This window comes from Sphingopyxis sp. 2PD (assembly GCF_005503695.1).
Classification (GTDB): Bacteria; Pseudomonadota; Alphaproteobacteria; order Sphingomonadales; family Sphingomonadaceae; genus Sphingopyxis.
The window spans coordinates 1-21,051 of sequence record NZ_SCMU01000018.1 but is presented as its reverse complement, the minus strand read 5'-3'; the positions used below and the strand labels follow the sequence as shown (position 1 = coordinate 21,051).

Annotated in this window: 24 protein-coding genes and 2 pseudogenes; 19 read left to right on the top strand and 7 right to left on the bottom strand. The window is 62.4% G+C overall.

Going from position 1 to position 21,051, the window contains the following annotated elements:
* The first annotated feature begins 17 nt into the window (after positions 1-17).
* The 4 genes from FFS18_RS12365 to FFS18_RS12350 all read left to right on the top strand — a co-directional run bounded on the left by FFS18_RS12365 (position 18) and on the right by FFS18_RS12350 (position 2,689).
* Positions 18-332 carry a hypothetical protein gene (locus FFS18_RS12365; protein WP_062902943.1) on the top strand — a complete coding sequence of 105 codons (315 nt, stop codon included), beginning with the start codon at positions 18-20 and terminating at the stop codon, positions 330-332.
* 102 nt (positions 333-434) lie between these two features.
* Entirely contained in the window at positions 435-1,433 is a 999-nt protein-coding gene (locus FFS18_RS12360) for a hypothetical protein (protein WP_120216964.1), read from the top strand.
* An 84-nt stretch (positions 1,434-1,517) separates the two neighbouring features.
* Entirely contained in the window at positions 1,518-2,099 is a 582-nt protein-coding gene (locus FFS18_RS12355; protein ID WP_062900454.1) for a hypothetical protein, read from the top strand.
* A 2-nt stretch (positions 2,100-2,101) separates the two neighbouring features.
* Positions 2,102-2,689 carry an RES family NAD+ phosphorylase gene (locus tag FFS18_RS12350; RefSeq protein ID WP_062900453.1) on the top strand — a complete coding sequence of 196 codons (588 nt, stop codon included), beginning with the start codon at positions 2,102-2,104 and terminating at the stop codon, positions 2,687-2,689.
* A gap of 438 nt (positions 2,690-3,127) precedes the next feature.
* On the opposite strand, the pseudogene FFS18_RS12345 reads toward FFS18_RS12350, so the two are convergent.
* From FFS18_RS12345 to FFS18_RS12320, 6 genes and pseudogenes are all read right to left on the bottom strand, one after another.
* Positions 3,128-3,754 (bottom strand): annotated as a pseudogene (locus FFS18_RS12345) (transposase); the annotation flags it as partial.
* Between the two features lie 131 nt (positions 3,755-3,885).
* Positions 3,886-4,638 carry a hypothetical protein gene (locus tag FFS18_RS12340; protein ID WP_212743050.1) on the bottom strand — a complete coding sequence of 251 codons (753 nt, stop codon included), beginning with the start codon at positions 4,636-4,638 and terminating at the stop codon, positions 3,886-3,888.
* Positions 4,604-7,474 (bottom strand): HsdM family class I SAM-dependent methyltransferase, encoded by a 2,871-nt coding sequence (locus FFS18_RS12335; protein ID WP_062900451.1) that lies wholly within the window; start codon positions 7,472-7,474, stop codon positions 4,604-4,606. The genes FFS18_RS12340 and FFS18_RS12335 overlap by 35 nt, the downstream gene beginning before the upstream one ends.
* 37 nt (positions 7,475-7,511) lie before the next feature.
* Positions 7,512-7,691, bottom strand: a complete 180-nt coding sequence (locus FFS18_RS12330) for a hypothetical protein (RefSeq protein WP_062900450.1) — start codon at positions 7,689-7,691, stop codon at positions 7,512-7,514.
* Positions 7,692-8,223: 532 nt separating this feature from the next.
* Positions 8,224-8,826, bottom strand: coding sequence for an NADPH-dependent F420 reductase (locus FFS18_RS12325; RefSeq protein WP_062900449.1), 603 nt, complete (start codon positions 8,824-8,826; stop codon positions 8,224-8,226).
* Between the two features lie 23 nt (positions 8,827-8,849).
* Positions 8,850-9,602 (bottom strand): 3-oxoacyl-ACP reductase family protein, encoded by a 753-nt coding sequence (locus tag FFS18_RS12320; protein ID WP_062902942.1) that lies wholly within the window; start codon positions 9,600-9,602, stop codon positions 8,850-8,852.
* A gap of 99 nt (positions 9,603-9,701) precedes the next feature.
* On the opposite strand from FFS18_RS12320, the gene FFS18_RS12315 reads away from it, so the two are divergent.
* From FFS18_RS12315 to FFS18_RS12240, 15 genes are all read left to right on the top strand, one after another.
* A complete protein-coding gene (locus tag FFS18_RS12315; protein ID WP_062900448.1) occupies positions 9,702-10,634 on the top strand; it encodes a LysR family transcriptional regulator in 933 nt (310 codons plus the stop codon).
* 308 nt (positions 10,635-10,942) lie between these two features.
* Entirely contained in the window at positions 10,943-12,136 is a 1,194-nt protein-coding gene (locus tag FFS18_RS12310) for a hypothetical protein (protein WP_062900447.1), read from the top strand.
* 57 nt (positions 12,137-12,193) lie between these two features.
* Positions 12,194-12,583, top strand: a complete 390-nt coding sequence (locus tag FFS18_RS17750) for a hypothetical protein (protein ID WP_232014692.1) — start codon at positions 12,194-12,196, stop codon at positions 12,581-12,583.
* Positions 12,584-12,602: 19 nt separating this feature from the next.
* A complete protein-coding gene (locus FFS18_RS12300; RefSeq protein WP_232014691.1) occupies positions 12,603-13,451 on the top strand; it encodes a Mom family adenine methylcarbamoylation protein in 849 nt (282 codons plus the stop codon).
* A gap of 62 nt (positions 13,452-13,513) precedes the next feature.
* Positions 13,514-13,750: a hypothetical protein gene (locus FFS18_RS12295; RefSeq protein ID WP_062900446.1), complete on the top strand. Its 237-nt coding sequence runs from the start codon at positions 13,514-13,516 to the stop codon at positions 13,748-13,750.
* Positions 13,751-13,889: 139 nt separating this feature from the next.
* Complete coding sequence (locus FFS18_RS12290) at positions 13,890-14,366, top strand: hypothetical protein (RefSeq protein ID WP_062900445.1); 477 nt, start codon at positions 13,890-13,892, stop codon at positions 14,364-14,366.
* Positions 14,308-14,940: a hypothetical protein gene (locus FFS18_RS12285; RefSeq protein ID WP_137868952.1), complete on the top strand. Its 633-nt coding sequence runs from the start codon at positions 14,308-14,310 to the stop codon at positions 14,938-14,940. Before FFS18_RS12290 ends, FFS18_RS12285 begins: the two co-directional genes overlap by 59 nt.
* Positions 14,937-15,206 carry a hypothetical protein gene (locus FFS18_RS12280; protein WP_062900443.1) on the top strand — a complete coding sequence of 90 codons (270 nt, stop codon included), beginning with the start codon at positions 14,937-14,939 and terminating at the stop codon, positions 15,204-15,206. Before FFS18_RS12285 ends, FFS18_RS12280 begins: the two co-directional genes overlap by 4 nt.
* 66 nt (positions 15,207-15,272) lie before the next feature.
* Positions 15,273-15,917, top strand: coding sequence for a hypothetical protein (locus tag FFS18_RS12275; protein WP_062900442.1), 645 nt, complete (start codon positions 15,273-15,275; stop codon positions 15,915-15,917).
* 11 nt (positions 15,918-15,928) lie between these two features.
* Positions 15,929-16,390 (top strand): hypothetical protein, encoded by a 462-nt coding sequence (locus FFS18_RS12270; RefSeq protein WP_062900441.1) that lies wholly within the window; start codon positions 15,929-15,931, stop codon positions 16,388-16,390.
* Positions 16,390-16,941 (top strand): hypothetical protein, encoded by a 552-nt coding sequence (locus FFS18_RS12265; protein WP_249340390.1) that lies wholly within the window; start codon positions 16,390-16,392, stop codon positions 16,939-16,941. Before FFS18_RS12270 ends, FFS18_RS12265 begins: the two co-directional genes overlap by 1 nt.
* 110 nt (positions 16,942-17,051) lie before the next feature.
* Positions 17,052-18,737, top strand: a complete 1,686-nt coding sequence (locus FFS18_RS12260; protein WP_062900440.1) for an ATP-binding protein — start codon at positions 17,052-17,054, stop codon at positions 18,735-18,737.
* A gap of 73 nt (positions 18,738-18,810) precedes the next feature.
* On the top strand, positions 18,811-19,242 hold the full coding sequence (locus tag FFS18_RS12255) for a hypothetical protein (RefSeq protein ID WP_062900439.1): 432 nt from the start codon (positions 18,811-18,813) through the stop codon (positions 19,240-19,242).
* Positions 19,243-19,722: 480 nt separating this feature from the next.
* On the top strand, positions 19,723-20,598 hold the full coding sequence (locus FFS18_RS12245; protein ID WP_232014689.1) for a hypothetical protein: 876 nt from the start codon (positions 19,723-19,725) through the stop codon (positions 20,596-20,598).
* 95 nt (positions 20,599-20,693) lie between these two features.
* Positions 20,694-20,984, top strand: coding sequence for a DUF5983 family protein (locus tag FFS18_RS12240; RefSeq protein ID WP_137871057.1), 291 nt, complete (start codon positions 20,694-20,696; stop codon positions 20,982-20,984).
* Here the strand turns inward: FFS18_RS12240 and FFS18_RS12235 are convergent.
* Positions 20,973-21,051 (bottom strand): annotated as a pseudogene (locus tag FFS18_RS12235) (integrase catalytic subunit); the annotation flags it as partial. The gene FFS18_RS12240 and the pseudogene FFS18_RS12235 sit on opposite strands and share 12 nt — an antisense overlap.

Here is a 21,051-nt window from a genome sequence, read left to right as displayed (position 1 = left end):
CCACGAAGGGGGCCATGATGTCCGACTTCTATCCACTGGTCGATCAGGACTTTGTCGACCGCTTCAACACGGCTCTCACCGCGCTCGGGAGCTCGGCCAGCATTGCAGTCACGACCTTGCCGACCGACGGCACGGTCTTCGAGCTCCTGGACGACGAAAGCGATTTCCTGATCCTCGTCCCCTCGAACGCCACACCTGAAATCGTCAGCCTGACCTATCGCCTGTACGAAATAGGCGTCCGGCAAGGGCGGTGCGCCGGCGAAGCACTCGCATGGTCGAAGCTTCGCAGCCTCATCGGCGCTGCCGAATGCGGCCCCCAGTCACCGCCATAGTTTGCGTGCTGGGCCAATTTACAGGCGAAAAGGGGGGAGTGGGGGGGGGCTCGGTGTGGCGGCGGAATTGTCCGCAGGGCCATCGAGACGATGGAGGTTCCCATGACAGACCGTGCATCCGCGATCATTCGGATCGGCGGGGCGATCAGGAGCGATCTGATCGAGCCGCTGATCGACGCCATAGCGTGCGACCATGGAATGCTCGACTGGGTTGGAGCGACCGTCGATGCGTCCCACATTGTCGATGGCCAAGCCCTCGAAATCTGCGCCCATGGCCTGGTTGGCGGGCAATTCGATCAGGTCGAGGATTTCTGCACCCACCACGGCATTCCTTTTGTTCGCAATTCGGATCCGTGTGTCGGCGCGTTCAGCGCTCAGCGTGCCGTCTATACCGGCGAGGGCGATCCGCTATATTTCGACACCAACGGGTCGGACCATGTTCTCATGAGCCGGACCGAGTTGAATGGGCTCGGATCCATAGCCGCGGCCGACGCCTGGTTCGAAATTGCCGCATTCGTTCCGCCTCCGATTTCGATCGCTTCCGCGCCGGAAGAGCAGGGACCGTGGAGCCGCCGCGCCGGTCATCCGTTAGCCGACTGGAAATACGAGATCTCAAACGATGACACGCGTCTCGGCTATCTGGACTGGATTGCCGCCCGCGAAGCGAATGAGACCGGTGATACGATGCCAAGAGCCGAAGCCGTCGCCCCGGATGTTCCGCAACTCTATCTCCACCTCTATCATGGTCGCAAAGATCCCGATGAGAACCTCGAAGACTGGGGCAGTGATGGACCCGTCATCGGGCCGCTCGCTTATGTCCACACCACCTATATGTGTGACGTCAAATTTGCTGCCACACCTGAAGTGATGGACCGCTACTTCCCGGCGGTGATGTCCGATTGGCGGGCGCGAGGATTGTCGAACGTCGTCGGCCCGCTGTGCGATTGGCGCCTCACCATCTTCAACGATTATGTCGAGCATGACGGGGTCTACTACGGCGACTGGACGGTGTTTACTGCTACTCCCAGCGAGTTGAAGCGGCAGCCGCCAAGGCCACGGAGCCAGCGTGATGGCACGACGTCCGTCGACGTCCATGTTTGAAGGTTCATCGTTTCGGCGTCTGTGGATGGTTGAAAGCGTTCCCAATATGCCCTATATGAAACTCACTAAACTAGGAGCGCCGACATGTCTCGCACAGCCAGTATGGCCGCTATCGATGTAGATCGCATCCTGCGTGACCGCATCCTGGCAAGCGCCGACCGGATCATCAAGATGATGCCAGCTGCCGCCAAGACGGCGGCGATTGGCAGCATCGACGTCCCCGCGCTTGTCCTGAATATCGCGCGCGGCATTCCGTCGGTCGAAGCCGGCGATCCGGAACAGGCGGAAGAGATTACCCGGGCCATCGCCTTCAAACGGCGACTGATCGAAGCCGCAGGTGGAGCTTTCGATGCCGAAGCAGTTCGCAATCTGCTCGGACACAAGACAGTGCAGGCCGTCTACAAGGCCGCCCGGGACCGTCGCCTCCTCATGATCGATGACAATGGTGCCAAGCTGTTTCCGGCATTCCAGTTCGATGGCAATGCCATCCTCCCGGCGATTCCCCGCGTTCTCGGTGCTGCACCCGGGGCGAGCGGCTGGGCGGTCCTCCAGTATCTGGTGAGCGGCGACGACGGTCTGGGCGACGCGCGGCCGATCGACCTCCTAAGGGGCAATCAAGACGATGTCGATCGTGTCGTGCGTGTCGCCCAAACACTCGACGACTGACAATGGCGGCAAAATCGATGATGCCGGTGGCGACGATCGCTGCCGGACGGACGCTGCACCGTGTTCATGGCAAATCCGTCGACGCGCGCTGGTATGGCCGCAAGGACGCGTCCTGGCGCTGGGACGATCCCGACGGACAATTCGGCGTTCTTTATCTTGGGAAAACACTGGTTGGCCCGTTCGCGGAAAGCCTGCTGCGGAAGCCCGCTGACCGGGACCTGTTATGGGACCGTGTCGAGCAGAAGCGCGCGGCTACGTTCAAGACCAGACGAACACTACGCCTTGCCAAGCTGCATGGCCCCGGTCTCGCCTGGTTTCAGACCACCGCTGCCGGCGTAGCGGCCGATTTCGATCCGGTCACCAATCCTGGTGGTTACGACATTACGCAACGGATTTCCGCGATCGTTTATACCGAGACGGCGTTCGATGGCATCCAGTATAGGTCGCGCTTCGACACGGACGAACTTTGCATCGCATTGTTCGAGCGAGCGGATCCCGCAATCGACCTGACCGGTGAGAATCTGCAGATCGACAAGGGCTGGGTCCGCAAGATCCTCAAACCGCGTGGATTCGAACTCATAGAATTCTAGATCCACCGTCGATCCCGGTTGCGCGTTGAGCTACATATTTTGCAGTGGATTTTTCACTTTTGCGAGAAACCGCGCAGGAAATGAACCGCCGAGCGCGGACGTTCGAGGCGGATACCCAGCATTTCAAATTCATTCCTGTTCCCGGAACCTCACCACGCCGGCGTATCGCGCTCGCCGGGCAATCGACTTCGATCCAGACAGCGCAAAAAAATGCGGCGACCATCGAAGCTGACCGCCCAGCGCGATAATTGTTCCGACAACAGTGTCACGGTCTTCGACGACTATCCTGGCCGAGGAGAAGATGTCGATCCGCCCGTCCGAATCGACCTCAGAGGCGACGAATGATTGTCGGCTTAGCGCCCTATTCTGTTGAAGAAGTCGCCCGGCGGACTGCGGAGGGTGGAAGCGGACGGGAGGCGAACGGCCTCCCCACCTTGATCAGGCGGTGGCGAGGTGCTGGATCGGGAAGATCTTTGCCATTTTCCGGAGGTTTTGGGCCGCGGCGGCGAGGTGGAACTCGTCACGGGCACCATTGGGGCCGCGCAGACGCAAGCGGTCCAGTTTCAGGATGCGCTTGAGGTGGGCGAACAGCATTTCGACCTTCTTCCGCTCTCTGCTCGACACAAGATAGGCGTCGGTTGTCGCGATATCGCGGGCCATGTCGCGCGCGCCTTCGTGGATTGAACGCGTGATCTTGCGGGCTGGCGCATTGGGCGTGCATTGCGGCTTCAGAGCACAGCCTTCGCAGTCGTGCTGACGCGCGCGGTAGCGGATGGAGCCGTCCTTATCGATCCCGGTGCGCGGTGTACTGAAGTTGCGATTAGACCGCCGCAAGTGGTTGCCACCCGGGCAGATATAGCTGTCGTCGTCATAATCATAGATGAAGTCGACGCGCTCGAAGCTGCTGTCATTGCGACCGGATTTTTCGAACACGGGGATATGCGGCTCGATGCCTTTCTCTTCCACCAGCCACGCCAGGTTCGCGGCGGAACCATAGGCTGCGTCCGCTACAAGCCGATGCGGCCAGATGCCGAAGCGCTCCTGCGTCCGGTCGATCATTCTTCGCCCGGTCCATCGTCATCAGCTGGGAAATAGCAATGCCGCCGCGCGGTAGCTCGAAATCGGCTATCTCCACGGTCCGCTGCATCGGCCTCGCTCCCTCCCTTCGGCGCATTGGTCAGGCAGGTACGCGTGACCTACATTTCGATCCAAAGGTGATCGATGAGGATTGGCGCTAGGCCAGGCTTCCGGACATGGTTGGACTGCAGAGCGGCAAGACGCGCTCCGGCGTCATGGTCGTGCAATGTGATCTTGTCGCTTTCGGACCATCCTTCCACCGGCTCCGCCACAATGCCGTCGATCCAACTGTCGAGCTGCGTTCGCCAGAAGACACAATCTTCGGCCTGCAAGTACCCGATCATCGCCGCGCGATTGTGTGCAGCCCCATGGTGGCCCGCCTTGAAACGCTGGATTCCGCCCGCGCTGCTGAAACGGCTGATCAGATATTCGCGCTCGTCGCGGTCAGAGCCAGGAGGCGTGGGGAGGCGCTTGCATTCCACGGGCAGTAGGGTCTGATACTCGGTGTACGCCCGCCCTTCGATCCATATGACATCGCCGCAGGGCGCGACGGCGAGATCGATTGCGCGATTGCCGTTGGTTTCGTCGGGCTCCTCGCGCCGGAACTGAAGAAAATCCCATCCCGGAGCGTGCCGTGTCAGGCTGGCGAGGCGCGCGCAGAGTTGCGCGGTCAACTTCGTCTCCCCTGTCGCCGTTTCGCGCGCAGGATCGTCGCGCCATCCCGGAAGGGCATCGCGTAGGAAGCGGATCAGGGATGAGAACCATTCGCCGGGAAGATGCACGCCGGCGTCAAGCGAACCCGCATGACCAACGCTTTCACCGTCGTCGGCCAGCATATCAGAAACCCTGGCCTCGCAGATCGGCGAGAACATCGTCGGCATCGCGGAGCGCGACCGATCGGGTCCAGAAACGGTGCCGGTCGGGTTTGAGCAGAAAAACGAATTCCTTGTCGTACAGTCGCGTAATCCGCGTGATCGTCAGGCTCGAGCCCCGCCGCTCGCGCAACAAGCTGTCGAGTTTGATGCGTAGTTCATCGGCACCCGTCCAATCGACTTGGCCATCACCGAAGGCAAAGGCCCGGCAAATAGCGCCGGACCATTTTTGTGCGGGAAGCGGGCGCAGCGGCGTGCGCGAATAGATCGCATTCAACTGCCGCGTGAACACCTTGTCGAAGGCTTCAAGGGCCGCTGGCGGGGCTGCCTGCATGACGGCGGAACCCGTACCAAGCCGAATGAAATCGCGCTGATGCTCGACGATGTCTTCAGCAATGATCCTTTCGTTATCGCTGAGATCCAGATTCCCGCTTTCGGGATAGGGTAGGGCAAGCACGTCTGCGTTTAGGATCGCCGTCGCACGCTGCGTAAACAGGCGGGGGCTGATGCCCGCGATATAGGCTCGCAGGGCTACCGACTCCCGTTCAAGCCATTCGCCAATCGCCGCGAGTTGAGGGAGCTGACCGCGTGGTGCCGCAAGGCCGACGATCTCGTGTTTATAGGTTAGATAGTGACCCGTCCACATCCCGTGGTGCAGATCTTCATGCTCTTTGATGAGCAGGAGCGGCGGCGTAAATCGGCGCTCCGTCTTCGTATCCTTGATTGGTTGCTTGGGCACGACGGCAAGATTGCTCGTGTCGAGACCGGCGCTGGATAGCGCGCTGGTGGGAAGGAGCGGTTTGCCGATGAGATGGTTGGCGGGGCGCGAGATACCCTTCTGTCCCGCAATATAGCCTTCGCCGAAATCCCATTGCCGCTGTTCGGCGAATTGTCGCAGCGTAGGATAGGTGCGCAGCCGCTTGATCAGATCGTGCGCCCGGCTGCCCCCCAGCAGATTGGCCCGCCAGATGTCCCGCGACTGTTGAGCATCGATGTTGCTGATCCAGTGAAGATCGTAATAATCAATGTCGAATCCCTGCTCTGCGGTCGCCCGGCCGTTGCGCCGGAAAGCTGCGTGCAGGAGGCGGCCGTCGACTTCGGGATCTTCCGCCTCTGCGATTACGACGACAATCTTCGGATCGGCGTTTCCCTTTTTGAACAGTCCCCGGACGGATACAAAGTCCAATAGCTCGCGGACACGCCAGGTTTTGAAGAACGCTTGGCGGACCGAATGGGCATTCTGGTTGTACAGGAACCCCGACGGCTCGATCATTGCGAGAATGCCGCCTTTAGTCGCCATCGCCATGGCTTCGTGGAGGAACAGGTAGGCGAGCTGCTTGTCGGCGAGGGGGCCGTACTCCTTCGTATACGACGCGGCGCAATCGCGAGCACCCTTGGTCGTCAGCGACGAGGCGAAGGGCGGGTTGCCGACAATGATCGCGACCTTCTGCGCGATAAGGCCATTTTTCTTTGCGTCGAAAAAGCAGCTCCAATGGAGCGTCTCGCCGGCAAGGCGTGGGAAGAGCTTCACGCTGGCGCGAATATCCTCGGGCTTCAAGGCGTCGCATAGGCTGAGGCAGAGGCTGAATGCTGCGAGCTCGACCGCACCTTCCTCGAGATCGACGCCATGAATGCGCTGGAGCAGCCCGCGAAGAGTTTCCACGCCGGGATGCACCCATCCGTTGCGCGAACGCCAATGGAGCACGAGCCGCTTGTACGCCTCGACGAGGAAAACGCCCGAACCGCATGCCGGATCGAGGATGACTCCGTCGCTTTCCATCAGCGCGTCGATCCGATCCCAATCGAGAACCTCCTCGAGCATCAGTCGAACAAGCGCCGGCGGCGTGTAGATGGAGCTGGCCTCGTCTTTCACGAAGAGCTGGTAGATGTTGCTGATCAGCTCGACCGGCAGGTCTCGGAACGAATAAAGGCGCCAGAAGCTGAGCTGGCCGGTTTCATCTTCATAGCCCTGCACCAATCGCGCATAGCGGGCGAGATCGGAAGTTTTGGCCAAGGCGGCGCGTTCGCTGTCGCGAAGTCGGAAGACATGGCCGTTGAATCTTGCCTCAAGCGCTTCGAGCAGCCTGATCAGCGCCGGACCGTCGGCAAGGACCTCGAAGAAGCGAGAGGCACCGGGCAGGGCGCTCGCGAAATCATGGGGGAGCAAGACCAGTCGCTCTTCGAGATATGCGATCAGCAGTGACAGGATGAGCAGCCGGCGGCGCAGCGCCGGGTCAAGCAATTCGCTGTCCGAAAGCTGTATGGCGAGCGCGCGGACCCCGGCGACCAGTTTGCGGTGAGCCGACTTGGTCGCGGACAGCATGAGCAGGCATGCGTCGGGGTCATCCCAGATCGCGCCATTGCGGATTCGCTGCGCGTCCCACCAGACATCTTGCTCCGCGATCGCCGCGCCCAATTCCAGCGTGCGGATCGGATTGCATATCGGACGATCGTCCGTACCGACGAAATCCGGCTGGTGTGCGCAGCGAAACAACTGGATGACGCCCGGTCCTGCGCGATAGACCAGCGGCACGCCGCCCCAGCTCCATAGTCGCTTGTGGAGTTCGGCAAATCTTGTGTCGTCGGGATGATCCTTGGTGTCGAAGACGAACGCCTGCGCGACCGGGGTCCGTCCTTGTCGCTGCGCCTCGAAGAAGACCGCGCGTGCCCCATAACTGGCCGCACGCTCGATCATGGCTACGACATCCGGATTCTGCCCTTCGCGATCGAACGAGGCAACCGGAACCAATCCTTCGACGGCCGGGACGTCCCCGCGGCCGATCGAAAACAGCCATTCGGCGCCAGCGAACGCCGCATCGGGCGCGTGCACTGTCATCGCCGGAGTCCGGTCAGCCGCGACGGCGCCGTCAGCATCACTTCTGCCGCTTTTTCTTCGTTAGCGCGAAGCCTTCCTTGAGAAGGTCTGTCATCGTCATGCCTTGCGCGACAGCGAACCCTTTGAAGTCCTTCTTGAAGTCGGCGCTCACCTTGAAATTGAGCGATTTGTTTTCGCCATCCGTGGCACCATCGTCTACGATCTGCTTGTCGACCATCAGGCGAACCTCCCCACTGCGGACCGCCGTGGGCCGTGCGCATCTGGTGGAGAAATACAGAAATCGGCCTTTCTTGCAATCCACAAATGTGGATTGCAAGAAATCTGGATATCCAGAAATCAGGAACCTGGGAATGGTGAGCACGCGTCGTCCTCGAATTCGGTCTCCGATTCAAATGTCGCAATAGAACAAATAAGGAACAAATGCACCAAGCAATCCGCGTGGGTGCAAATTGTGACTAAGGATGCGTTGGGTTTTCTTCCTTTCACCGGCTGTGCGGAATGGCGGGGAGGCGAATGCGCCTGCATCGGGGCCTACCTCGGGTCGCGCGCGCCAAACGGCTGCAAGTAAGGTGCATTGGGGTGGCCGCACTGCGCTCAGCATTTCTCCGCGTCCGCTTTCAAAGATTCGTGACCGAAAGCGGCCTGACCGCAAACGTTGAGAGTTTCGGACGCCGCCAGGCGTCAGAAAGTCTTCGGTGCACCGGCCAGTGGCGGCGGATTGCACTTCAATCCGCCGCCGATCGGTTTGATCAGTCGAATTTGACCAAATTCAGAGCAGGGAGCGGTCCGCCCGGGAACTGGACGAGGCGTCCGCCGGTCGCGAGCGAGCCGAGATCGATCCCGGCAAAGCCGAGCCGGTCGATCAGCGCGCCGACCTTGGCCTTGGCCGGGGCATCGTCGCCTGAGTAGAAGAGCACGCGATGGCCACCTTCACTGGCCGGATCGCGCGAGACGAGATGCGGCTGAAGGTGGTTGAATGCCTTCACCACCCGGGCGCCCGGCACCATGTCGGCGAACACTTCTGATGACGCACGCCCTCCAAGGTCGAAAGGCTTGAATAGCGGCGCTTCGATCGGGTTGTTGGTGTCGACGACGATGCGGCCGCCAAAGTCGGGCAGGTCGGCGAGCGCGGCCGGAAGCTTCGACCAGTTCACCGCGACGAAGACGATATCCTTCGCGGCGGCTTCCTCGCGCGTTCCGGCGGTGATCGCCGGACCGATGGCCGCGACGACCTCGGCGAGGCTCTCGGGGCCACGGCGGTTGGCGAGCGTCGCCGGGATATCCTTGTTCGCGAGCGCGGTGGCGATGGCGCGGCCGATGTTGCCGGCGCCGATGATGCCGATGCTGGGCATGACGATAGTCCTTTCTGGTCGGGTCAGGCGGTCAAGCCGCCGTCGGCGACGATGTCGGCGCCGGTGACGAAGGCGGCTTCGTCGCTGGCCAGGAAGGCGACGATGCTGGCGATTTCAGCCGGCTGGCCATAGCGGCCGATTGCCATGCCGGGACCGACGATCGCGGCGACGGGGCCGTCGGCGGGGTTCATGTCGGTGTCGGTCGGGCCGGGGTGGACGGTGTTGACCGTGATCCCCTTGGGCCCGAGATCGCGCGCGAGGCTGCGGTTGAAGCCGGTGATCGCGCCCTTGGTCAGCGTATAGACCGACGCGGTTGGAAAGGCGGCGTAGCGCGTCATCGACGAACCGATGTGGATGATGCGGCCGCCCACTTTCATGCGCCGCGCGGCTTCCTGTGTCGCGACGAAGACGCCGGTGACGTTGACCGCGAGCATGCGCTCATAATCCTCGAACCGGAACTCTTCGATCGGCGCGTTGACCGCGACGCCGGCATTGTTGACGAGGATATCGATGCCGCCGAAGGCTTCGACGGTCTGGATGACCGCGGCGCGAACGGCGTCGGGGTCGCCCGCATCGGCGGCAATGGCGATGGCCTTCCCGCCCGCGGCTTCGATCTCGGCGACAACGCTCGCCGCGCTGTCGGGCGACGCGCTGTAGGTGATGGCGACCGCCGCGCCGTCGGCGGCGAGGCGGCGCGCGATGGCGGCGCCGATCGAGCGCGAGCCGCCGGTGACAAGGGCGGTTTTGCCCGTGAGGTTCTGGCTAGCTTTGGTCATGGTCTGCACTCCTTGTTGTGGGGTGAGACCAAGATGGCGCAATGTTTATGGCTCGATTAGTCGGTAATGATTTGCTATATATTCAATCATTGATTGAAAATGGAAACGCTCGCCAATCTTATATCCTTTGTGCGCAGCGCCGAGCTGGGCAGCTTTTCCGAAGCGGCGCGCCGGCTGGCGCTGACCCCGGCGGCGGTGAGCCGCAACGTCACGATGCTCGAACGCAATCTGGGGGTGCGGCTCTTCCACCGGTCGACGCGCAGGTTGACGCTGACCGAGGCGGGGGAAGCCTTTCGCCTCGCGATTGCGGGAAGCCTCGACGACATCCAGGCGGCGATCGCGGGGATTGCTTCGGACAGCGGGGAACCGGCGGGGGTGCTGAAGGTCAGTATGGCGCCGACCTTTGGCGTTATGCACCTGCTGCCGATGCTGCCCGCCTTCCTCGCGCGTTATCCCCGCATCCGGCCCGAATGGCATTTCGAGAATCGGCCGGTCGACATTGTTGCCGAGGGTTATGATGCGGCGATCGGGGGCGGCTTCGACCTGTCGCCGGGAGTCGTGGCGCGGGCCCTGGCGCCCGCGCATATCGTCGCGGTCGCATCGCCCGCCTATATGGCGGGCCGCGTCGCGCCGGGCGATCCTGCCGGACTGGTCGAGTTTGAAGGCATCGTCATGCGCTCGCTCCAGTCGGGGCGCATCCGCCACTGGATGATGCGCGATGCGGTCGGGAACGAGAGCGCGGCGACATTGCGTGAGGATATCGTCGTCAACGATCCCGCCGCGATGCGCGAAGTCGCGCGGCTCGGGCTCGGTGTCGCGCTTCTCGCGATGCCCGATGTGCTGCCGGAACTCGAGAGTGGTAAGCTGGTGCGGCTGGTCCCACGCTGGTACGCCGACGCGGGTGCGATCTCGGTCTATTATGCGTCGCGCACGCTGCTTCCCGGCAAGACGCGCGCGTTCGTCGATTGGGTCGCCGATGTTTTCAAACGCGAGCGGCTGGCCGAACGGTTTGCGGGTAGCTTGGGTAGTTAACGCTCAGTCCCGGAAAGTCTGCTTCTCGATGCTGGCTAGATAAAAGCTGCACGACCGCAACCGGTCAGAATTGCTTCAAAAGCAGCCCCGTGAGCGATTGACCAGCTTGACCGTTTGGCGGTGGCAGCGGGAACGGCCACTTTACCGCCCCGGCATCGAATGACGCTCTATCCTGAATTCGGATCGATCTCGACCGTCTGGACTGATCGTCGGCTTCCCTGCTTCAGAGGTGGAAAGGGGGTGAGGGCGGAGTGCGTCCGAAGGCTGATCGGCCTTCTGCGTAACCCAGCCAATCAAGGAGAGCCACCATGGCCACGCTTGCACCCACGACCGATCATCCCGTTTCCGGCGCCTATCGTGTCGATATTTCCCGCGGCCGAAATATCGGGCGCGTATCTTCTGAATGGTTCTCGCGGCCCGACGATGAGCGCTATCTTTCGCTGACCGAGCTTTACGCGGCCGTTCGTACCCGCGCCGACCGCTCCACGGCGCGCGTCGTGGATAGCAAGGAGATTCGCGTCGAGGCGCGCAGCGACAGCCCCGAACGCCTCTCGCTCATCGTTCCCGGTGAAGAACGGCCCGTTGCCCCGACCAACTGGTCGTTCGGACAGCTTTGCAGCCTTGTCAGTGCGCCCGCATCCTATCTGCGCGAACTGCCTGCGGCGCTCGCGGGGATCAACCTCCAGCACGGGCTCGTCGCGCACCGGGCCGAGCAGGTCAAACTCTACCAGACCCACGATGGTCGGAACGAATTACGCGCTGCCACCGGTCCTGACTATGGCCGGATATTCGATCACGAACTCGTCGCCGCGGTGATGAAGATCGCCGGCGACGGCGTCGGGCAGACGCGGTGGAAGGTTCCGGGCGTGCTCGACTGGTCGAACATGTACTATAATCCCTATGTCGATGTCAGCCGCGACACGACCACGCTTTATGCCTCGGACCGCGATGTCTTTCTTTTTCTGGTCGATGACACGCACCCGATCGAGGCGGGCAAGCTTCCGAACGGCGAGCCCGATCTCTACTTCCGCGGCTTCTACACCTGGAACTCTGAGGTCGGCGCGAAGACGCTCGGCATGGCGACCTTCTATCTCCGCGCCGTCTGCATGAACCGGAACCTCTGGGGCGTGGAGAATTTCGAGGAGGTCAAGATCCGGCACTCGAAATTCGCTGCCAACCGCTTCGCGCACGAAGCCGCGCCGGCGCTCGAGCGTTTCGCGGACTCCTCGCCGATGCGCTTCGTCAGTGGCGTCAAAACCGCGCGTGAACGCATCGTCGCCCGGAAGGACGAAGATCGCGAGGACTTTCTGCGCAAGCGGGGCTTCTCGAAGGCCGAGTCCGCCAAGATTGTCGCGACGGTGCTGGGCGAGGAAGGCCGCCCGCCCGAGAGCATCTACGACTTCGTGCAGGGCATCACCGCCTTCGCCCGTACCAAGACCCACCAGGACAGCAGGCTCGATATCGAGAGCAAGGCCCGCAAGCTCCTCGAAGCCGTCCACTGACATTCTGCGCCGCCGGACGCGATCGTCCGGCGGCCAATTTTCCGAAGGAGGAAAACCATGGCCGACGCACGCCACACGCTGCTTGAGACGATGCAGGATCTCATGTCCAACTATCTCGTCGATGAATGCCCCGACCATGTGACGTGGGAAGATTTCGATCCTGATATCGACGGTCTGCGATCCACCGTCATCGACCTGCTCGACAAGTCACTGTCGCCGACCGCTCCGGCAGATATCGTCACCTATGTCGTCGACGTCGATTTCTATAGCGGCGATGACCGCTTCGCGACCGAGGTCTTCACGATCGACGCTTCGACGCCCGAAGGCGCCCAGCACCGCGCGCTCTCGCTGTCGCTCGACAGCATCTACAACGACCCGCGCATTCCCGACCTTTCTCGGACGGCCGCAGTCAAATCCACCGACGACGGCGCGGGCGATCCCGAATGATCACCGACCGGACCCAGCGGTGGCGCGAGCGCCGGTGCCGCTGGGTGCCGGGCACTGGGAGATCGACCCCGGAACCCTGTCCGTCGATATAATCGATACCCGGCGTGAGGCCGCGCCGTTCGTCAGGGAACATCATTATGCGGGGGCGATGCCGGTCGCACGGCTCTCGGTCGGCCTCTTCGCCAATGGCCGCGGCGGACGATCGGAACTCGTGGGCGTTTGCGTCTTCTCGCACCCGGTCAATAATGCAAGCGCTCCGAAAACGGCGGGCCTCGGCGATCCGCGCGCGGCGTGCGACCTTGGACGTCTCGTCATACTCGACAGTCAGGGCGCCAATTCGGAATCGTTCCTGGCGGCACGGGCGTTCCGGCTGCTCCGCCGCCAGAAACCCGAGATTCTGTCGGTCATATCCTATGCCGACCCGGTCAGGCGCGTCGATGCAGACGGACACGTGTTCCTTCCTGGCCATGTCGGCGGCCTCTACGCGGTGATGGGAAGTCGCTACACCGGCCGATCAAGCCCGCGCGTTGACCTCATCCTTCCCGATGGGCGCCCCATATCGTCGCGGGCAATATCCAAGATCCGCAATGCCGAATGCGGTCAGAGATATGCGATGGAGGATTTGATCCGAGCCGGTGCCCGCGCGCCGCGCCTCGGTGAGGACCGTGGCGAATGGCTCGCCAGCCTAGAACACACCGGCTTTTTGACACGGCGCCGCCATCCTGGCTGCCACGCCTATCTCTTTCCCTTGACGAGGGCGGTCCGGATCGCCGCGCGCAAGGTGCCGAGCCTGCCTTATCCCATCCTAGACCGGGCGGCGACCGGAGGCGACGTCACAGCGCTCCCGCTCCTCGACCTCGCTGCCTAGGCGGTCCTTTCAGTGATCGGCGGCGACGACTGCCCAAATCTACTCGTTCACGGAGAAAGCTCATGCACATCATTTTCCAGATTCAAGGTCGGATGGACGTGCCTGACGGCACCACTCCCTCACCCGGCATCGAGAACCAGTTTCGGCTTCCCTCAGGGCAAATTATCTCGGTTCACCCTGTCATCGAGCTGGCAAGCGGCCTCGATGCGGATGGCCATCGCGATCTCACCTATACGGAAGCCGCGGGGTTGGGAATTCTCCTCGACCTGTACGATCGAACAGCGACTCTCCGCACATAGAATTGAGCCCAGGCTCGATACTCCAGCACGGCCTGAAATTCCCGACAAACAGCGACCGACAGCGCAGCCATCGTGGTCGCTGCATGGAGAAGAGGGAGAGGGGCTCGGGTGATCGTCCAACTCAGGAGGTATACTACCCATGAAAATCGAACTTCGCCGCATCACCTATAATGCTGCGCTGTCGCAGGAAACCAGCGCCTACACGGCCGACGTCTATATCGATGGCGAACTGGCCTTCCATGCCCGCAACCAAGGGACGGGCGGCGCTGACTTCTTCCATAAGGTCGGCCGCTGGACCGAGATGGAAGTCAACCAATGGCTGGTCGCGAACCGGCCGCAGCAGTCCTTCGGCAAGTTCACCTACGATCATGACCTCGAGGTCGAAGTCGGCGATCTCCTTGCCCGCGAACTCGAACGCCGCCGATTGAAGCGGCTGATGCGCACCTTTGTCGTTACGATCGAGCGTGGTCAGATCTTCCAGTACCCGCTGCGTAAGCGCCCGGCCGACACGATCATCAGTGCGGTCCTGGCGACCAATCCCGATGCGATCATCGTCAATGGCGCGCGCGACGACCTGCTCCGCCAGGCCCTGGACATCCACCTATCGCAGAAATGAGCGACCAGCACGAACGCCAAGGAATCCGAACATGGCCAACAACTATGTCGAGACGGCCTTCAATGTGCCCGTCACGCCCGAAGAAGCATCGCTGCTCGAGGAATGCTTTCTTGTCGCCGAGAAACTGTCCGGCGATTTCGAGGGAACACCGAGCGGGGAGATGGCGGCGCTCGCGTCGCTCTACGCCGCCTGCAGCGATGCCTTCAGCAAATTCTTCCCCAAGCAAGATCACGAAGAAGATCCGTTCGCATCCTTCCTCGAACTCTGGCCCTATCCTGATATTCCCTCATTCGATGCGGACATCACGATCGACGACAATCGCGACGATACGGGCCGCGTCGCGTTCATTCGCGGACATGAAGCCGATGTTGAGGCGCTCGCATCGCTGATCCAAAAGGTCTGCAAAAGCGCGCTTCCCTTCGGTTTCGAGTGGGCGTCTACCTGCGACAAGTTCAGGCCGGGCCAGCATGGCGGCGGATATTTCGTCATCACCGGCACGGAGATTCTCGGCACCTCGACCCGCGAGATGATGGACGAAACGCTGCGATCGGTCCGCCCGGGATTGAGGACGTGACCGGCATCACCAGCGCGAGCGTGACGCTCTATGTCGATGTGTGGGACGAGCAAATCATGCGGCAATCGGCCTTTGCCGCCTATGCGCAGACGAGCGGAACCGCCGATCAGTCCGATTTTGAACTGATGTGCGGGACACAGGGCCAGCCCGATATCTGCGCATGCCTCAAGATGATCTTCGATCCCGGCCCGAGCCCGCTGGGCGTCCAGATCGAGGATTGCTGTGCCGAGCTAATCGATAATTGCGAACCGCAACTGGCCGACTGAAGCCGGAGGAGAGGGGGATGGGCAGGGGCGGGCGCGATGGGGCGCCCGAAGGCAGGAGCCTATCCCATGGCTTACGATATCGCGTTCCGATTTCAGCAAGCGCTCGATCCCTCGGGGCTGTCGACGCTTCCCGCCTGTCTCCACGCGCTGACCGCCGCGATCACGGATTGCCGGAACGCGGGCAAGTCCGACGATCTCGATCCCGCCGTGATTTTGCTGGCACGCCATCTCGGCGCCATCGCGAGAGACTTGGGCGAGGGTGACAGTCTGCTTCGCCGCGCCTGCATGGACCGGATTGCCGACATGCGAGGCAAATCCGCCCTCGCGGTGCTCGCGCAAAAGGGCGTCAGCTATGACGAGCAGGCCAAGAAGCTCTTCCATAGCGATGGCCGGAAGGCGCTGAAGCGCCTCGCCGACGCGCTTTGCCTCGCCGACGGAAGCTACGACCTGCGCTCGAACAAGGGCGGCATCGCGGTCAGCGGCGAGATCGTCCTTCATGGCGAAGGCATCTATGTCCAGCTCGGCCTCGGCATCGGGTCCGGCCGCGAGGTGATGTTTCGCCGTGTCGCAGGTCGACGAGACTATTGCGGCGACCGCAATCATTGGGCCGCCATTGGCGAACTGCTCGAGCCCGATCGCCTGGCGGCGCGCATCCGCCGCGACCTCCATCTCCCCAACCCCGGATCGCCGCCCCTGCGGCTCGTTGCCTGAGGAGCAAATCGATGGAAATCATTGTCTCCCGTTCCCGCCTCGCGGGGACGCCGCCCCATTATATCTACCGCGTCCTGGTCCCCGCCGACGGCGTCGCGGCAGAACGACGCATGATCGGCGGTGCGTCCGCTGCGCCCAAGATTGCGGGGCGGATCGCATGTGTTCGCATGGCGCCCATCGTAGCGCCCGAGCGCTATTTGATGATGAGCCCCGTCGAACGTGCGGCCCTCGCGCCGCGCATCGGGGCGCTCAGCCGCAGGATCGAATTGCTGATCATCCGCTCGATCTTCCCCGAGATGACAGCGGACTCGGTGCCGATCGTATTCGAGCTCGACCATGACCCAGGCGATGCGTGCGTCTGGATCCAAATCGCGGACCTCACGGCCGCGTTCGATCGCCTTGAGGCCAACCTCGACATTCTCACGGCCTTCGACCTCGGTCTGCGTCAGGGCGACAATTTACGCGCCGCCTGATGTCGGTCGGCCGAGTCCACGAAACCTGCAACCTCGTCCTGAAGCCACCCAAAAAGAAAGGGTCTGAAATGAGCGTTATCGGACATAATCACATACGAAAGGTCGAAACGTTCGACGGCTACGATATCATCGCCCACCCACTGCCGGCGCGCGATGATCGCGTCTACTATCCGACGGAACCCGACGGCTGCAGCGCCGGCGTCACCTATGCCTCGCACAATGTGATGATCGCAAGGCCGACCGGCATCGGCAAGAAGGGCCGCCTCGCCATATTGATGCACCATGGCGGCGGCCGCCATGTTCTCGAATTCTACGAGGGGCTTCTGCCGGTCGCTTCGGCCCTGCTCGCTCTTCCCGAGCGCGAGCAATATGCGCTTGCCTACACGATCTTCGAGCAAGCCGACGAATGCGCGATGGGCATGCGCGCCGCCGAGGCGCGGCGCTGGGCCGAGGCCCATGTCGATGGCCGCATCCGCAAGCGCCGCCGCGGTCGCTCACAACAGGTCTATGTCGAAACCGAGGCTGAGCGAGCCATTCGCCGAAGCCGATAAGCGGGGCCCCTGATGACGGGCCCATGCGCCCGCTTCCCCTGGGCTAGGAGGAAAGGGGGAGCGGGGCGGTGCGGCAGCAATGATGTTGCCCGGCAACCGGAGATCCTGTCATGACGCTTCCCCGCGAGATTCGGCCATCGGTCGGCGATGAACTCATCACGAAGGTATCGCGCCTGTTCAATGGGACGATCACCGACGTTCTCAACGAGCTGTTCCAGAATGCCCGCCGCGCGGGCGCCGGACGGATCGACGTTCATCTGGGCGACCACGAGGGCAGCTCGAGCCTTCACATCGCCGACGATGGCCGCGGTATCGACGACCCTGCTTCCTTCGTCACGCTTGGGCGCTCTGGCTGGAGCGACGAGATCGCGCAGCGCGAGGACCCGGCCGGCATGGGTGTGTTCAGCCTGGCCGGCAGGACCGTGACCGTGCGGTCCTTCTCGCGGGTCGCAGACGAGGGCTGGACAATGACCATCCCCGCGGACGGCTGGGAAGGAGCGCAGCCCCTGGCTGTCGAAAACTGTCGCATCCGGGCGGGCACAGAGATCATCATCGCCATGCCCAAGGAATGGCTCTGCAATCTTCGGGGCCAGATCGAGGCCGCTGCCAAGCATTTCCCCCTGCCTGTCCACTTCCACGGCGCACTGCTGCCGCGTGAGGATTTCCTCGAAGGGGCCCATCGGGTCGAGGAATGGAACGGTTGCCGGATCGGCATCTTCCGCGCGAATTATGATCTCGCGACTGAACCGCGGATCAACTTTCACGGGGTCAAGGTCGCCTGCCGCTTGCCGTCGGTCAAAGAGGTCGATGGTTCGTATCCCTGGACGGCCCGGATCGACATCGTCGACGCGCCATCGTTGCAGCTCGTGCTCCCTGCGCGCAAGGAAATGGTCGATAATGCCGCGCTCGCTTCGCTGCGGGTAGCCGTTCAGGCCACCATTTATCGAACCATTGCAACCGAGAGCAGCCACCGACTTTCATTCCAGAACTGGCAGCGCGCAGCCGATCTCGGCATCGAACTTCCCGAAGCCAGTGCCTGGCTCTCCGAATGGTGCCCACGCACGGCGGACGATCGTGGCGGCGCCGAGGGCGCCCGCATCGAGGCCGTCCCGATGATCCTGATTCCCGATCATGACGCCGATATCGAGCAATGCGCGGCATCGCTGCTGACCGAAGAGAGGCTCGGCTTTCGTGCCGTCCGCGCCGAGGACGCGTTCGCGGGCTACAAATGGTATGATGACCTTCCCCGCGTCACGGGCCTGTCCTTTGCGACCGAGATTGACGGGCGTCAGATTCACTACGCCGACGGCGATGTGATTTGCTCGGACACATTGTCTGGCCGCGTTCCTATGATCACGCTCGAAGTTCCAGTCGTCCGCTGCGCCGCGTCCGACGAGCCGATCGCGACGTTGAACTTTCCCGTCGACATGCTGGTCTGTGCGAATGGCGGAAGCGGTCTTGATGAAACCCATGTCTTCGTTCGCGAAGGAGCCACTATCGCGCCGGCGGCGCTTGCGCAGATGATCGAGGATTGCTGCTTTGCCTACGACGAGGATTGTAGCAGCGATAGTTGGCACACCCAGCACCGCGATTTTGAACGCGATGCCCGCAAATTTGCAAATGAACTGCTTCTTGGAGCCGATGAAGCGCTCGCCGAGAACATCCGCGCCGTTTTCGCCGAAGAAGTTCAATGGATGATCCCGATCGGGCGGCGGCTCACGCTCGAGGCCTATCACGGCAATGTGCGGGTCGCGTTGGCGGCCAATGACGCCGACCCTGAAACCACTGTGGCATGACGATGCCGGAATCTTGAACCGAGCGGGCGATCCGTGGTCACCTGACCGGCCCAATTCCCGAGGAGTCACTCCCATGGCGGAAGACGAATTCGACGATCTCGTCGACAACGCGACCCATGCGGTCAACAATTTGATCCCATCCTCGCTACTCGCCGGAATGGATGCCGAGGGGAGATCGCATCTCCTGAACCTGATCAACGATGCTCTTGCGCCCATCTTGCGCGACCTCGGCCCTCCCGAGAGTGGCGACGCGGGCTCCGCGAGGACGCGCCTTTCGACGATGGCCGCGTTCCTTTCCGAACTGATCGAGACGCATATCGACAAATGCGAGAACGCCGGGGGCGGTCCGGACGAGCGCCCGCCGCACATCGTCTCCGAGGCATTTGGCACGCAGGCTTATATCGCAAGCATCGCGACCAGCTCCAGGATCGATGCCGCGCATATTCATGTCGTGTTCGAAGACGGTGATGCCTTCCGGCTCACGATCAAACGCGTCGGCACCTGAAGGCGGGCCTCTCCTCATCCACTTCGACTGGACTTTGTCATGGCGAACGCTGAACCATCGATCCGATTGTCGCCGCGGCGCGCGGAACTCGCCTCCTTCGAGCGTTGCTATGCCGTTGCCGTCAGGCGGTGCGCCGCCAGCGGTCGCGCCCAGTTCATCGTGAACACTGGAGAGACGCTGCGGCCTTTCAGGGTCTCATCGCGACCGCCCGGCAATGGCGAAAGGTTGACGACCCTCGTCGCCTGACCGGCCAATACGGAGGAGGGAAGGGAGAAGCATCGGCGAGGATCGTTGGAAGGTATTCGCCGATGACATCTTCACGCCCGCAACATTCGCACCGCTTCTTTCGGCGATCGCTCGGCTGCCGGTGCCGTTGATATGGCTACCGCGCTCGCCCGCCTCTCGTCTGATGTCCGGCCACACCCGGGTCTTCCGGACGATCCTGCGCTGCCACGTCCGCCGGTCATCGCCGCATGGGGCATGGGACTCGATAGCACGGCGATGATCATCGAATGGATCGCGCGCGGCCGACCCCTGGACCTCGTGCTGACGGCCGACACCGGCAGCGAGCGTCCGGAAACCTATGACTATCTCCCGATATTTCAGCGCTGGATGGATGCCCGCGGCATAGCGCACGAGATCGTCCGCTATGCCCCGAAGCGCTTCAAGCATTGGCCGCCCTATTTCTCCCTGCTCGAAAACTGCCTCACCAACGCGACCCTGCCCTCGATCAGCTTCGGGCGTCACAGTTGCAGTCAGAAATGGAAGATCCAGCCACAGGATAAATGGGTCGAGAGCTGGGATCCCGCGAAGCAGGCGTGGGCACGCGGCGGCAAGGTGATCAAGCTCATTGGCTACGATGCATCGCCGGCGGACAGCCGCCGGTATGCGCACCGCGAGGGGCATGTCGACCCGCGCTATGACTATTGTTACCCCTTACGCGACTGGGGTTGGGACCGGCATCGATGCGCGGCTCGCATCAAGGCCGAAGGCCTTCCCGTTCCCGTCAAGTCGAGCTGCTTCTTCTGCGCCGCGATGAAGCCGCACGAGGTTCAGACCTTGCCCGCTTGGTGTCTGCGCCTGATCGTCCTGATGGAAGCGCGCGCGGCCCCCCGCCTGATCAATGTCGAAGGCCTGTGGCGGCGGTCCACCCGTGCGCGGCCCGGTACGATGACCGAGTTCATCCGGGACCGCGGCCTGTTGCCGCCCCGCGAGATTGCCGCGATCGTGAACGGCGCACCCGTCGCCCTCGTCGAATTCCAGGCAGTCGCGGCGCAGATCCCGATCGAAGAGCGACCGCCGCTCCGCGAATGGATCGACCGGTTCAACGCCGGTGTCACGCGGCTCGCGGCGTGACCATCGAGCACCGCGGATCCGAATTCGCGGATCGAACAGCAGGAATCGGTTCGTTGAATTGCCCTCGACCAGAGCCTCCCTTCAAGGAATACGCCATGGAAACCGGACAATATCTTGTGCTCAGCACCGCCCATATTCGCTGCGCGACCGGGCAGCTGCTCACCGCTTGGGCAGACTATCCGCCGCACAGGCGGCCGCTGTGCGTCGCGCCAACGCAATATGGCTGGTTCCTCCATACGATGACGCTACCGCCCGAAGCGCAGCGCTGTCTCCCCAAGGAACTGCCCGCGATCCTGGCGCTCGGCCGCGACAACGGCTGTGATTATGTGCTGCTCGACAGTGACCGGCCCCCACCGAGTGGTCCGCTGGGATTGTTAGTGCATTGACGCGTCCATCGCCAGTGTTGGCCGCAGGTGGAGCGAAGCGGAACCGGCGGGCGACACTGGCGATGGA